The sequence below is a fragment of the Edaphobacillus lindanitolerans genome (assembly GCF_900156305.1).
Taxonomy (GTDB): domain Bacteria; phylum Bacillota; class Bacilli; order Bacillales_A; family Planococcaceae; genus Bhargavaea; species Bhargavaea lindanitolerans.
Window position 1 is genome coordinate 847,939 of the sequence record NZ_FTPL01000001.1, and the last position, 12,985, is coordinate 860,923.

General features: G+C 56.2%; 12 protein-coding genes. 2 read left to right on the forward strand and 10 right to left on the reverse strand.

The window, feature by feature from the left end; genetic code table 11:
* The 4 genes from B0B07_RS04020 to B0B07_RS04035 all read right to left on the reverse strand — a co-directional run bounded on the left by B0B07_RS04020 (position 1) and on the right by B0B07_RS04035 (position 3,566).
* Positions 1-444, reverse strand: a complete 444-nt coding sequence (locus tag B0B07_RS04020; protein ID WP_076757057.1) for a MarR family winged helix-turn-helix transcriptional regulator — start codon at positions 442-444, stop codon at positions 1-3.
* Between the two features lie 317 nt (positions 445-761).
* The gene (locus tag B0B07_RS04025) at positions 762-1,541 is read right to left on the reverse strand and encodes a putative hydro-lyase (protein ID WP_076757058.1); all 780 of its coding nucleotides are present in this window, start codon (positions 1,539-1,541) and stop codon (positions 762-764) included.
* 24 nt (positions 1,542-1,565) lie between these two features.
* Positions 1,566-2,204: a hypothetical protein gene (locus B0B07_RS04030; protein ID WP_076757059.1), complete on the reverse strand. Its 639-nt coding sequence runs from the start codon at positions 2,202-2,204 to the stop codon at positions 1,566-1,568.
* A 57-nt stretch (positions 2,205-2,261) separates the two neighbouring features.
* Positions 2,262-3,566, reverse strand: a complete 1,305-nt coding sequence (locus tag B0B07_RS04035; protein WP_076757060.1) for a Zn-dependent hydrolase — start codon at positions 3,564-3,566, stop codon at positions 2,262-2,264.
* Positions 3,567-3,664: 98 nt separating this feature from the next.
* Here B0B07_RS04035 and B0B07_RS04040 point away from each other — a divergent pair, with 98 nt between their 5' ends.
* A complete protein-coding gene (locus B0B07_RS04040) occupies positions 3,665-4,105 on the forward strand; it encodes an NUDIX hydrolase (protein WP_076757061.1) in 441 nt (146 codons plus the stop codon).
* Between the two features lie 34 nt (positions 4,106-4,139).
* Here B0B07_RS04040 and B0B07_RS04045 read toward each other — a convergent pair whose 3' ends face one another.
* Both B0B07_RS04045 and B0B07_RS04050 read right to left on the reverse strand, forming a co-directional pair.
* Positions 4,140-5,087, reverse strand: coding sequence for a sensor domain-containing diguanylate cyclase (locus B0B07_RS04045; protein WP_076757062.1), 948 nt, complete (start codon positions 5,085-5,087; stop codon positions 4,140-4,142).
* Positions 5,088-5,123: 36 nt separating this feature from the next.
* Complete coding sequence (locus B0B07_RS04050; RefSeq protein WP_327078172.1) at positions 5,124-5,912, reverse strand: alpha/beta fold hydrolase; 789 nt, start codon at positions 5,910-5,912, stop codon at positions 5,124-5,126.
* Positions 5,913-6,052: 140 nt separating this feature from the next.
* Between B0B07_RS04050 and B0B07_RS04055 the strand changes: the two genes are divergently transcribed.
* Positions 6,053-6,400 (forward strand): YbgA family protein, encoded by a 348-nt coding sequence (locus tag B0B07_RS04055; RefSeq protein ID WP_076757064.1) that lies wholly within the window; start codon positions 6,053-6,055, stop codon positions 6,398-6,400.
* Positions 6,401-6,507: 107 nt separating this feature from the next.
* Here the strand turns inward: B0B07_RS04055 and B0B07_RS04060 are convergent, their stop codons facing one another.
* From B0B07_RS04060 to B0B07_RS04075, 4 genes are read right to left on the reverse strand one after another with little or no spacing between them, the layout of a single operon-like run.
* The gene (locus B0B07_RS04060) at positions 6,508-9,681 is read right to left on the reverse strand and encodes a hypothetical protein (protein WP_076757065.1); all 3,174 of its coding nucleotides are present in this window, start codon (positions 9,679-9,681) and stop codon (positions 6,508-6,510) included.
* Positions 9,678-11,099, reverse strand: coding sequence for a glycosyltransferase family 2 protein (locus B0B07_RS04065; protein ID WP_076757066.1), 1,422 nt, complete (start codon positions 11,097-11,099; stop codon positions 9,678-9,680). The genes B0B07_RS04060 and B0B07_RS04065 overlap by 4 nt, the downstream gene beginning before the upstream one ends.
* Before the next feature lie 58 nt (positions 11,100-11,157).
* On the reverse strand, positions 11,158-12,135 hold the full coding sequence (locus B0B07_RS04070) for a HEAT repeat domain-containing protein (protein ID WP_144264283.1): 978 nt from the start codon (positions 12,133-12,135) through the stop codon (positions 11,158-11,160).
* Complete coding sequence (locus tag B0B07_RS04075; RefSeq protein WP_076757068.1) at positions 12,132-12,980, reverse strand: response regulator; 849 nt, start codon at positions 12,978-12,980, stop codon at positions 12,132-12,134. Before B0B07_RS04075 ends, B0B07_RS04070 begins: the two co-directional genes overlap by 4 nt.
* Between the last annotated feature and the right edge of the window lie 5 nt (positions 12,981-12,985).

The window sequence follows — 12,985 nt, forward strand, 5'->3', positions numbered from 1 at the left end:
TCAATTTCCCCCTTTTGTAATCGTCGGCCTTAATATTTGTTCAATGCGCTTCATGGAGCCGATTAATTCTTCCACATCTTCTTCGGGACAGTCCGAGATTAGATCCCTGACTCTGTCGCTGGCACGGCCGGCCAGATAATCCAGCACCTCCCCGCCTTCTTTCGTCAGCTTTATATATAGCAACCGCCGGTCCTGTTCTGAAGGCGTCTTGTCGATCAATTGGTCCTTTTCAAAGCGCTTCAGAATCCGGCTGATGTACCCTTTATCCATTCCAAACGATTCTGACAGATAGGCGGCGGTGCAGTCTTCGGTGTTTTTGATTTTGTACAGCACCATGGCCTCGGTGGCTGAGTAGTTCACTTCGTCGTTATACAGATTCAAAATCCCCATGACGTTTGTGTAAAAGCGATTAAAATGTTTGATTTCTTCTACATGACTTTCCATTCGGAATATCCCTCTTTTTCTGAATTGTTATAAGCTTATTGAATCTAGTTGCCTTTGTCAACTAGTTTTTTCAGCCTTACGGGGGTACATTTCATAGGTGCGGGGATCAGCTCCCACCAAAGCAAGAGAGGAATCCGGTACGATACCGGATTCCTCTTTTCGGTGAATATACATAATGAATTGGCCGTTTTCAGGGGTTTGTCCGAATGGCGGACTCAGAAATCTTGTACATGGTTTGTCAGATTTCCCCGCCTCTTTCAAGGCACCGCCATTTACACGCACTGTCCTTTTTCAACAACCGGCAGCGATCGACGGCCTTAGATGACACCGAGCCGCTCCGTCTTCAGGTCCGTTACGAACATATGCCCCGGCGCATGGGTGATCATGAGTCCGGGCTTCGTATGCATCGCGACAGCCTGCGGGGTGACGCCGCACGCCCAGAACACCGGTGTTTCTCCATCCCGGACGGTGACGGAATCACCATAGTCTGGCCGGGACAAATTGCGGATGCCGATTTCTTCGGGTTTCCCGATATGGACCGGAGCTCCATGAACGGACGGGAAGCGGCTCGTCACCTGGACGGCGCGAACTACGTCTTCATTGCGGATCGGCCGCATCGAGACGACAGTCGGGCCGGAGAACTTGCCGGCCGGCACCGTTTCAAGCGAGGTTCGGTACATCGGCACGTTCACGCCCTCTTCGTTGTGCCGCATCGGGATGCCATTCCGGATCAGTGCCTCTTCAAAGGTGAAGCTGCATCCGATCAGGAAAGCGACCAGGTTTTCCTGCCAGTAATCCATCAGATCCGACGGCTCGTCAACCAGCTCCCCATTCCGATAAACCCGGTATTTCGGCAGGTCGGTCCGAATATCCGCCCCTGATGCCGACAGCTTCGGCACCGGTGACCCGATGTCCGTTACATCGATGACCGGGCACGCCTTCGGATTCCGCTGGCAGAACAGCAGGAATTCAAACGCATCCTCTTTCGGCAGGATGGCCAGATTCGCCTGGACAAAGCCATTGCAGAAGCCGGATGTCGGTCCGGTATGCATACCTGTTCTGATTCGTTTCCGAAATTCGTCTGGAGATAATGTCATGGGATCCGCTCCTTTTGTGTGGAGTTAAACAACAAAGAAAATGACGGCCAGTCCAGCAACACCGGCGACCCATGTGTAGATCAGTTTCCGCTCGGCGGCCGTCTCCGGCTCAACCAAGCGATGGACAACCGACAAAACCAGCAGATTCATGATGAAAAGAAAATAAATCCCGATACAATACATCATCCACAAATGGTCTTGAAGGAGATCAGGCAACGGCGTCAACATGAATAGGGCCATCAGGATGACGGATGAAAGCATCAGCCAAATGAAAATGACCAGACTCATTTTGTTCCAAATCCGGTGCTTCATGAACCCGGCATGCGCCTGGGAATAATAAAACAACAGCTGATTGCAGGCAAACAACGCCGCGGCAATCGTCAGAAATAAAACGAGCCGTCCTGTGACACCGGTTGCTTGCGGCGGAAACTGCCTCATATATAAATCCAGCCCGACCGCCAGGATCACGAGCAACCCCGCGACCAGCAGCTGTCTCAACCAATAAATTTTCATCAAATCGCCCCCGCTTTGGGCCCTTGCGAAGCCGCTTTCTTGGGCAGCGGCATTTCCGAACCCGCTTGAATCGGTTTTGATCTCACTCCGGGTTGTTTCGAACCTGCTTGCCCAGCCTCTGGATTTTCGAACTGCATGGATGCTTTTCAAACCCGCTTCGGTCCTTCTCGACCCCGCTTCGATCTTCTCTTCAGCTGCCGACCGTGGTCACTCCCCCGCTATCTTCTCCATCTGCCGCTCGGCAAACTTTTTGAGCAGGTGCACGCCGTGAAGGCAATCACTCAAATCCGACCATTCGGCCGGGTTGTGGCTCACGCCATCTTTGCTCTGCACGAAGATCATTGCCATCGGAACATGCCGGCCAAGGATCATCGCATCATGCCCGGCGCCGCTCATGAGTTCCATCGGGTTCAGGTCCATTTCTCCGAACACCTCACGCAATTCAGCCCGCACGTCCTCCTTCACCGGGACCGGATCGATCGAGGATGCGAGGCGGATATCGACGTTCACGCCGCAATCGGCTGCGCACCGTTCTGCCGTTTCCCGTACCTTCCCGACTAGACCGTCCCGTGTTTCCTTGTCCAGATCCCGGATATCGACCGTCAGTTCCACCTGTTCGGGAATGACATTCGTGCCATTCGGCGACACGTTCATCCGTCCGACCGTCGCCACCGCCGTCTCGCTGAACAAGGCCGGAAGGGAGCTCACCTCAGAAACAAATCGCCCTGCTGCCACGAGCGGATCACGGCGCCCTGCCATCGGCGTGTTGCCGGCATGGCCGGCCGACCCGTGAAATGCGACATCCAGCCAGGCCGGTCCCGCGATTCCCTTCACAATGCCCGCCGGCAGATCTGCGGCTTCCAGCAGCTTGCCCTGCTCAATATGGACTTCCGCATAAAACCCGATTTCTCCAAGATTACGGGCTGCACCCAGGAAGTTGTCCACCGAACTGCCATAGGCTTCCACCACTTCGGCAAATGCCCGGCCTTCCTTGTCGGACAGTCCTTCCACCTTCTCCCGGTCCAGATCGCCCGTCATCGCCTGGCTGCCGAGAATACCGGCCCCGAATCGTGATCCTTCCTCCTCCGAGAAGATGATCACCTCATATGGCACCTGCGGCACGAAACCGGTGTCCTTCCACGCCTCGGCCACCTCAAGCGCTGACAGGACACCGAGCGGTCCGTCGAAGTTCCCTCCGTTCGGCACGCTGTCCACATGCGATCCGGCCGCGAATGCCGGGGCATCCGATTCTCCCTTCAGACGGCCGATCACGTTGCCTGCCCCGTCATGACGGACCTCAAATCCCGCCTCTTCCAGCCACTCCATCACCTGCCGCTTTGCCTCCTTCTCTTTATCGGAAAACCCTGGCCGGTTGACGCCGCCGTCCCCGGTCCGGCCGATTTCCGACAAAGCGGCCAGCCGTTCTGCCAGTCTCCTGCCGCTTATGCCGTCCTTGTCCAGCGCTCCGTCGTAACCCGCCAACAGCTTTTCTTTCAGTGAATGCTTCCCCATCGTTCATCCCTCCAGAATGTATGTAAATATTCAATCTACGACTTCTTTTCTATGCTACACTTTTCTTTAGTGAAACGAAAGGAAGGGAAGGACCGAATATGACAAATGAATTGACGAAACGGCCGGCCCCGCCGAAACATATCGTTTCTGCAGCGGCCATTGTCCTGAACGACCGGAACGAACTGCTTCTCATCCGCGGTCCCCGGAGAGGCTGGGAGATGCCGGGCGGGCAAGTGGAGGAGGGAGAATCGATTCGGGAAGCTGCCATCCGGGAAACATCGGAGGAATCTGGGATTCTGATCGAGATCACCGGGTTCTGCGGCATCTATCAGAATGTCAAAGGCGGCATATGCAATACACTTTTTACCGGACGGCCGATCGGGGGAACGCCCACGACAAGCGAAGAAAGTCTCGAAGTCGGATTTTTCCCATTGCCCGAAGCCCTTTCCATGGTGACTTGGAAAAACTTCAGGGACCGCATAGAAATGTGTTTACAGTCCGATTCGTCCCCGTTTTTCATAGAATTCAATACAGATTAAAAAGGGGCGTCCATGTAGGACGTCCCCTCTCTTGTTATTCCGAAGCAACCGTCACGCGGTTACGGCCCTCTTGTTTCGACTGATACAGTGCCATGTCAGCCCGTCTGTACAGGTCAACCGGACTGTCACTCTCCAGCGCTTCGGCAACCCCGATTGAAACCGTGACGGAAACGGGTGAATCGGCTGCTTCCACGGCACGGCGCATATGCTCCGCAAATTCTTTGGCAACCGGCAAGTGAGCACCCGCCCCGCCGATCAGGATGCAAAACTCCTCTCCTCCGACCCGGGCTGCGAGAAATCCGCCCGATTCCTGATCGAGCGTACGGCCGACCGACTTCAGCACCTCATCCCCGGTGTCATGGCCATACGTGTCATTGACCTTCTTGAACCGGTCGATGTCCACCATGATGAGCGCAGCCGACGTGCCTTCCTTCTGCCTGTGTTCCAGCAGGTCATCCAGCGCCTCCTCAAACGCACGGCGGTTCGAGAGTCCCGTGAGCGGATCGGTCGTGGCTAATTTCCGGAACCGTTGATTCAGGCCGATCAGCTCAGACTGTTTGCGCTCAATTTCATCCACCAGATGCATGAGTTGTTGGTTTGCCGCCTCGGTTTTCTTCTGGATCCGTTCCGCCTCCCGCTTAGCCTCGAGCAACCCGGACTCATATTCTCCCCGTATCGGCATCGCCATGATGGCACACTCATACCGCCCGTCCGCCTTGAGCGCACTGAGCAAGGCCGGAAACCTTCCATGACGCCCTCTTAAGGAGATTTCCATTTCACGGACATATCCATGAAGCTCGATGGCCGGGAGAAAGTACGTCTGGAAATACATCCAACCCGAAATCGTCAGCAATTCACGGAAGTGCCCGGGACTCTCCTCAGAGCCGGTCATCAAAAGCATCGTCCGGTTCAGCTCGACGATCTTCCAGTTCTCATCCAGTATGACGTATCCGACCGGCGCCCGTTCCAACTGTGTGTCCATCCGACCACACCTTGCCTTTCGTCATATGATCTTCAGTCATTCCCCGATAAACTTCAAGATTGCCCGGATCGTTTCCTGCGGCGCGCTAATCTGCGGATTGTGGCCGTTCGCATCCATCAGCTTGTACTCGCTTCCCGGTATCCTGTCATGGATGAACCGGCCGACTTCCGGTGGAACGACTGCGTCGCCCTGTGTTTGGAGGATCAGGGTCGGCACCTTGATCTCATTCAGCAGATCCCTGCAGTCCGAGAGGAACGTCACTTCCGCAAACTGCCTCATCACGGACGGGTCGTTTTTTGCGAAACGCTGTTCCAGCTCTTCTGTAAGCGCAGGCCTGTCGGGATTCTGCATGGAAACAGGCGCCATGTACTTCGCCCACTCCAAATAGTTCATCTCCATCATCTCCAGCAGTTCCTCCACATCCGCACGCTCGAACCCGCCGGTATAGCCGGAGTCGTTCAAGTAACGCGGTGAAGGTCCGATCATGACCAGCTGTCCAAATGCGGACGGACGTTCGAGTGTGGCGATGGCCCCGATCATGCTGCTGACCGAGTGGCCGACGAAGACGGCATCATGGAGTTCAAGCGCATCCGCAATCTCCACTACATCTTTGGCATAGCCGGCAAGCGACCCGTACCTTCCGGGAGAATACGCAGAACGGTCGCTTTCCCCTGCCCCTACATAATCAAACAGCACCGTCCGGAAATCTCCTTCAAATGCCGGCTCCACACGGTTCCAGACAGTCTGGTCGCAGCCGAGCCCGTGCGCGAAAACGACAGTCCGGCCGCTTTCTCCGCTCACATTCACATGATTCCGTTTTAGCACATCCAACGAAAACACCCCTTTTCTCATCCCCTACTATACCTCAATCCCTTTCCATTCCCAATTCCTTCTGCAAGAATAAGGGCAGACATCGTCAAACCATTCAAATGCAGGAGGTGAACCTTATCTCTATTCGGAGCGATATGGAAAAGAGATGGCGCGAGGAAAAATACCTCGTCATGTATCATAGCCAGGCCCATTATGAACTGATCCGGGAAGCGCTGAAGAGCGGATGCACTCCCGCCCGGCTTGAACAACTGATTGAAGAAGCCCTGGATACGACGCCGACGCCCGGTTCGAAGACGAACGCCTTCCAGCACATGTGGGGATACTTCAAGAAGACTGCGTCCAAGGATGAACGCGATCAGTACGCCCGGCTCCAGCAAGGCCCTGTCCATGAACGTGAAAAGGAACGGATCAACTTCATCCGTTCCCTTGCTGAAAAGTATGCGGTCGGCTATTTGTTGGAAAGCAGCATTCTCCGTCCTTGAACAAGCAGATTGGAGACCTGCTGCCGGACTGTCCCTGATCGCTGTGGACCACGCCTCTCCGAAAAACCCCTGCAGCTATGGGCCGCAGGGGTTTCCGCCGTTCTCCCTTACTCTCCCTCGAACGTTTTCTTCATGATCCAATACGACTGCTTCAGCCGCTCTTCATATTTCGGCTCATGCCATTCTTCCCATGAATACCCGTCCAGCTTGCCGAGGACCCCGTCTTTCATGGCCGGGAACGAGTCGTTCACGCGGCCGTCCTCGCCGACAAACAGCGCACCGAGACCGATCCGGTCAATCACCACGCTCGCCTGTTCTCCGTCCTTTGCGAGGTCGCCCATGAACTCCTTCAGGCTCGGGTCTTTCGCCTGGATGAGCAGCCACGGAATCCGGAGCTCAAGCATGCCTTTTTCCATATGGTAATCCGCCAATGAATCATAGTTTCCGGCTTCAGGATTGCCGTTGCCTTCTTTCAGTTTGCCCGTCTCGTAGGCGCTGAACGGCAAGGTCCGGTTTTCATTCGGGATGAAATAGGGTTTGTTGAGCGCATATTCGATCGGGATGAACCGGCCGCTGTCCTTCACCCGTTCGACGTCCGGGATGAGGCCGAGCTTTTTCCCGTACTCATAATGATGGAAGTCATAATACGGATCGATCACAAGCCGGGACTCTTCTCCATCCATGACCGCCATAAATTCCATCCCGTCCGAGAACCGAATGTCCGTCAGCTTTTCCGCCTTCGTGTTACCCTGGCCCGGCACCGTGTCCATGAGGATCACTGGATAGCCGCCCGCACGTCCGTCCATATCCAGCCGCACGTACATGTATCGTTCGTCATGGTCGACGAACATCTTCCGCAGTACACCGCCGTCCTTCTCGTACACCGGCTTGCCGGTCCAGTCATCCGCATTGCCGTCCACCTTCACTTTCAGCCGGTCAAAGGACAGCAGGCCGAACTGCTGCTCGTTCGTCTGGGCATTCGACCAGAATGGCCGACGGTCCGGATTGTCGTAGTCCATCGTGTTCCACGTCCGTTTGAACCATTCATCCTGCCAGGTGAATACGAGCCCGCCCATCAGACCCTCATGCAGGATATCTTCATAGAGGCGGGTCAGCACTTCCCCCTGCTGCTTCTCGGACATGAAGCCCTGATTCCATCCGAACGGGTTTTCATGTGTTTTCCCGCGGGATGCCGGAATGCCGAATTCCGCGATCAGAATCGGCAGCCGGTGGGCAGCGTGCAATTCTTTCAAGTATGCCGCATAGTTGTTTTTGTCCCCGCGGAAATCCGTAAACTCTCTGTACTTCTTCTCATAGTTCAGGAAATCCGGATAATACGGGTACACATGGTAGGAAGCGAACTGACCCGCTTTCTCCATCTCCCCTTTTACATAGATCAGATTCGGGTCGATCGTAACGAGATCCTCCCGGTCAGACGAATCCGCCGGATGTTCGAGCAGATCGGTCGTCACCCAGTTCGTGAAACTCATCGGCCGGACCGTCCGGTAACGGTCCATCTCATAGGAGACAATCACATCCATTTGATTGGCGATCCAGTGCTCGAACGGCCTTGCCCCTTCCGTCTTGAAATACTTGCCGTCGTACTCGCCGACGCCTTTGTTCTTTTTGTTCGTTTCATCGGCTACGACCGGGTCCCATTCGACCCCGACCATCCAGGCACTCACCCAGTCTGACACGTCTGCGTCGTAGACGCCGGACGCGTGTCCCGGCCGCGCCTCCAGGTCCGCATTGCCGTGGACGACATCGACCAGCCGCTTCATCTCGGCCTGAAAGTCTTCTACGTTGAGCGGATCGTAGGCATTCTGTGTTTTCACGAGATTTTCCTCGTTGATCCAGACGCCGTGCATCACATGAATCGGCTCTTCGTGCGACTCATTGTATCGTTTGAGTGCCCGGTAGAATCCCGGTGGATGCAGGGTGTAAACCCTCACCGTATTCGCATTCATTTCGCCGATCGACTCGAACCACCGGTAATAGTCGCTTTCCTCGATGGCCGCCTCTCCCGGGAAGTGTCCCGGCTTGCCCATCCCGATGTTCACGCCTTTCACCGTGATCGCCTTCCAGCCCTTCCCGTCCCGGACTTCCAGCTTGTCACCGTTCATCCGTGCAGGCATGCTGACTTTTCCATCACCGGTTTTCTCGGCCACTTCAGACGTCTCCCCCTTCACGAAATCGTCGAGCACCGACTTCATCACCGGCACGTAAGCCGACCAGTAGAACGACTCCTCGGAGAACGTATTGAGCGCCCGGTAAATCACCGGGAGACCCTTCACCTGATAAAACTTCGGAACGGTCGGAACATCATTGTAATCCCCGGCGAAATAAATGCTCTGGGACGGACCGGTCCGGTTTGCCGTGATTGCCGCGAACCGGTCAGGAATGCCCCGCTGGGCCAGCAGCTGCTTTCCTTCCTCGGTCAGACCCCAATCGTATGTTGCCAGGACAACGGCCCCCGGACGGGGAGTGACGATATCAAACCAATAATCGTATCGCGGCGACCGGTCAAGCCCGAGGCGCTTTTCCCCTTCCTCCGTGAATGAAAGCCTGACGCCCTCTCCCGTCAGATGCGGCTCACGCTCCAGCACGGCGATCTCTCCGTCAAAATCATTTACAAGTACGAAGCCGGGGCCGGAATATCCCCACTTTTCTCCGTGTTCATCGACAATCCATTGCGGGACTTCCTCGTTCTTCTCCGGATCCAGTTCTTCGAAGAACCGGCCCGTCCAGCCGCTCCACTCCACCCCGAGGCGGCGGGTCACTGCTTCCCTCACTTCTTCCCCGGTCGGCGAGGCGAACGAATTGTATTCCGCAATGAACAGGCTCGGATCTTTTGAGTCCAGCCGTTTCTCGATTGCACCCCACTCACCCGGCTCCAGCCCGCCGTAGATCATTTTGGATCTTGAGCCGGCCCGGCCGCTCTTCCTCCAGGGGAGATCTTCTTCATAAACGCCGTATGTATCGGCAAGATAGATGACATCCGTCCCGGCATAATCATCCGGAAATCCCCGGATTTCAAAGTCTTGGCCGTTTTCATCCGGACGGAATCCGAAAAAGTCGTTTTCCTCCTCAAAATCCTTTTGCCCGACCTTGTAATGGTTCAGCACCCATCCAAGCCCGAGATGCTCGCGATACGATTCGTCGGGGACGGTTTTATCGAGGATCGCAACGGACAGATTCTGCCGGTCTTCCATGAACCAGAGCGCGACGGGCAGGATGAGCACCGCTGCAATGAGCAGGACGATGGCATAAAACTTCTTCATTTCGGGGCCCCCTTCGTTGCGCCGATCCGCTCCATCTCTCCCCAGGAACTGATCCGGAACATGGAGCGGACGAGCCCTTCGATCCGCCAGAAAAGCGTCAGCGGTTTATACCAGGCGACCTCGGTGAGCGACAGCGCCATCATCCGGAGTACATCCCGCCTCTTCGGGAATGCATTCAGACTCCACGATTCGAGCAGCACCGACCCGATCGAGAACACCGTTCCATATAGAATGAACAGCAGCATGAGCAGGACCGCGTATTCGTAATAGACGCCCCCGAGGAAAAAGGCCAGGATGACATACAGATAGCCTCCGAGTTCAATGACCGGGCCGAAGCACTCGACAAGCCAGAAATAAGGGAATGAAATCATGCCGACTGCCCCGTATTTCGGATTGAACGTCATCCGGCGGTGCGCCCACAGGCTCTCCAGCAGCCCCTGATGCCAGCGCCTCCGCTGCCGCCTCAGGATCGACAATGACTGCGGGGCCTCCGTCCAGCACACCGGGTCGGGAACGAACTCCACCCGGTTGTTGAGCTTCTGCTCCTTCAGGAACCGCTGGATCTTCACGACCATTTCCATGTCTTCTCCGATGGTCGTCGTGTTGTAGCCGCCCGCCGCAATCGCAAACTTCTTTGAGAACACACTGAATGCGCCGGAGATGATGAGCACCATGTTAAATTTGCTGAGCGCGATCCGGCCCATCAGAAAGGCGCGCAAATACTCGACGACCTGCATGACGACGAGCGCACGGCCGGACAGCCGGACATCGTCGACCGCGCCGTATTCCACCGACAGCCCGTTGACGATCCGGACATTCCCGCCTGCTGCGACCACTTGGCCGTTCGATGTCATGATCGGCTTCATGACGCGCAGCAGCGACCGTGTGTCCAGGATCGAGTCGCCGTCGATCGTGCAGAAATACGGATACCGCGCGTAGTTGATCCCGACGTTGAGTGCATCGCCCTTGCCTCCGTTTTCCTTGCGGATGAGCCAGAGATTCGGATGGATCCGTGAGCGGTACACTTCCTTGACCGGCTTTGTCCTGAGCTGCGGCATCACCGGCTTCTCGGCAGGCTCCATATCGAATTGCCTGATTACGACCGCAGCCGTCTCATCTTTGGAACCATCGTCAATGACGAGCAGTTCCGTCTGCGGGTAATCAAGATTAAGCAGCGAGTGGATGCTTGCCACGACTCCTGCCTGTTCGTTGTATGCCGGCACGAGAATCGACACCGGCTTTGAATAGAAGGCGTCGACAAACCGTTCATCCAGTTCCCGCCGGTCAAGCCGGCGCTGTTTCTTCAGCTCGAGGAGTGCAAATAAAAACATGAGACTGTAAGCGACAATCACGATCAGCATGTAAACGAAAATCACACCGCCGAAAAACAGCATGATCCACTCCAGTGCCTGCCTCATCGGACCGCCTCCTTCCGGCCGGCCGTCCAATGGCCGCACATTCCATCATTTATCCTGTTCATCGGACCGCCTCCTTCTCGAGCCGGCGGCGTTCAAGCGCCGGGCCGAGCCCCCTTAATTCTTCCCGGACCAGCCAGGACTCGTCTCCCGCAAGTACTTCGGCATATTGGAGGGCTTTCTTCTCCGGCAGGCGCCGGATCATCCGCGACGCAATGAACCGCTCCTGCCAGACCGGTGAGAAAACTGCCTGATCCAAAATCGGATCCGGTGTCCGGATACCGAGCGCATCGATGGCCCGGAGAGCACGGATCCTCAATTCCTGATCATTGCTGTCCAGCTGTTTCTCAAGGAAAGGAAGCCAATAGATATCCTGCTTCATCCCGAGCACATCGATAAGCGCGTATTTCGTATCATTCGCCAGCTCATCCAGCCGCCGGGCGGTTTCATGGAATACATCTTCCGGCATCCGGAACAGCAGCTCTTTATTCTCCACTTCGGAAATCTGGCCGTTCCGGTGAATGTTCCGCTCCACGAATCCGTCCGGGCGGAACGCCAGGTCGATCAGCAGCAGCTGGAACTGTTCGTCCCGGGAGACTTCGCGGTTGCCGAGCGCACGGCAATCCTCTGCAAGCGAATCCACTCCGAAGTCATGGATCCGGTAAAGTGCATTCATCCGGTCGCTCCAGTTCCGGCTGCTGAGCTTTTTTCTGTAATAACTTGAAAGGTGCCGGTTTGAAAAAACACGGATCCGTTCCCGGATCGCTTCGCCCGTCACATTGTTCAGGTACGAGCGGAACACTTCTTCAACGGCTGCCGCTTCCCCGCGGTCTTTCGGTATCAGTTCCTCCCCGGCAGGCTCCAGCCCGCGCAGATGGCGGAACCACGCAGCCGTGTTCCGTTCGAGGTATGCCGCTGCCCGGCGGCCCCGTTTTTCTTCGGCTGCCCGCGCGATGAACAAGTAGGCTGTCAGCACCGCCAGCAGTAGCAGCAGGAACACCACGCCCCCGAGAACCCATCCGATCGGCAGCCCGGTCATGACCATAACCTCGCAAGCAGCCGTCCCACCTGTGCCTCGAACAGACGCAGAGGAAACGGCTTGATGAGATACTCATCCGCCCCGCTTTCGTAGGCATATATCATATCTTCCTCTGAATTGCGCCGGGTCATCATGAGAACCGTGAACTTCTGCTCATTCGGCATCTTCCGGAGCGCATGAAGCACATCGAGACCGTTCTGCTTCGGGAGCACGTCATTGAGGATGACGAGATGCGGATGCCACGAAGCCGTCCATCCGGACTCCAATAACTCGAGCCCGTCGCCGAATGTCCGCACTTCCAGTGTGACCGACGGAACGTGGAGACTCCCGATTGACATCGACAGCGCTTCCCGGAACAGCGGATCCGGATCGAGCACGCTCACCTTGACCGTTTCCGCAGGGCGGCCGAGTCCGGAATCGACGAACCGGATCCATTCCGATTCTTCGGTTTGCACCAGTCCGGTTCTCCCCAGTTCCAGTGCCTGTTCAAAAGACAGGTCCGGATGCCTGATTTCCAATACGGCTGCACGGATTCCCGCTGTGCCGCCATCGTATTCCCCGGCAAACCTGCGGAGAAAAGCAGAAGCCTCCTCTTTCCCGCTCTGCGGAAGAAGCAGCCCGCATTCTCCCTCCCTACCCGGAGCGAACACGACATCTGTCCGACGGACGCTTTGGACCAGCCGCACGCACAACCGGTCGTTTTGCTGTCCGCCATCAACCCGGATCAGCACGAGCGACATCGTCCGCCGGCCCCTTACCACATTCGCCTTCAGCAACTCATATACATAGCCGACCTCCGTGCCCCCAAGCACCTTGCCGGGCACAGATCCTGCCTGAAGATCCATTGAAC

Excerpts from the sequence above, each read along its gene's own strand:
- B0B07_RS04035 (WP_076757060.1), bottom strand. The coding sequence starts at position 3,566 with ATGGGGAAGCATTCACTGAAAGAAAAGCTGTTGGCGGGTTACGACGGA.
- B0B07_RS04070 (WP_144264283.1), bottom strand. The coding sequence starts at position 12,135 with ATGACCGGGCTGCCGATCGGATGGGTTCTCGGGGGCGTGGTGTTCCTG.
- B0B07_RS04060 (WP_076757065.1), bottom strand. The coding sequence starts at position 9,681 with ATGAAGAAGTTTTATGCCATCGTCCTGCTCATTGCAGCGGTGCTCATC.
- B0B07_RS04065 (WP_076757066.1), bottom strand. The coding sequence starts at position 11,099 with ATGAGGCAGGCACTGGAGTGGATCATGCTGTTTTTCGGCGGTGTGATT.
- B0B07_RS04075 (WP_076757068.1), bottom strand. The coding sequence starts at position 12,980 with ATGGATCTTCAGGCAGGATCTGTGCCCGGCAAGGTGCTTGGGGGCACG.
- B0B07_RS04020 (WP_076757057.1), bottom strand. The coding sequence starts at position 444 with ATGGAAAGTCATGTAGAAGAAATCAAACATTTTAATCGCTTTTACACA.
- B0B07_RS04025 (WP_076757058.1), bottom strand. The coding sequence starts at position 1,541 with ATGACATTATCTCCAGACGAATTTCGGAAACGAATCAGAACAGGTATG.
- B0B07_RS04040 (WP_076757061.1), top strand. The coding sequence starts at position 3,665 with ATGACAAATGAATTGACGAAACGGCCGGCCCCGCCGAAACATATCGTT.
- B0B07_RS04055 (WP_076757064.1), top strand. The coding sequence starts at position 6,053 with ATGGAAAAGAGATGGCGCGAGGAAAAATACCTCGTCATGTATCATAGC.
- B0B07_RS04045 (WP_076757062.1), bottom strand. The coding sequence starts at position 5,087 with ATGGACACACAGTTGGAACGGGCGCCGGTCGGATACGTCATACTGGAT.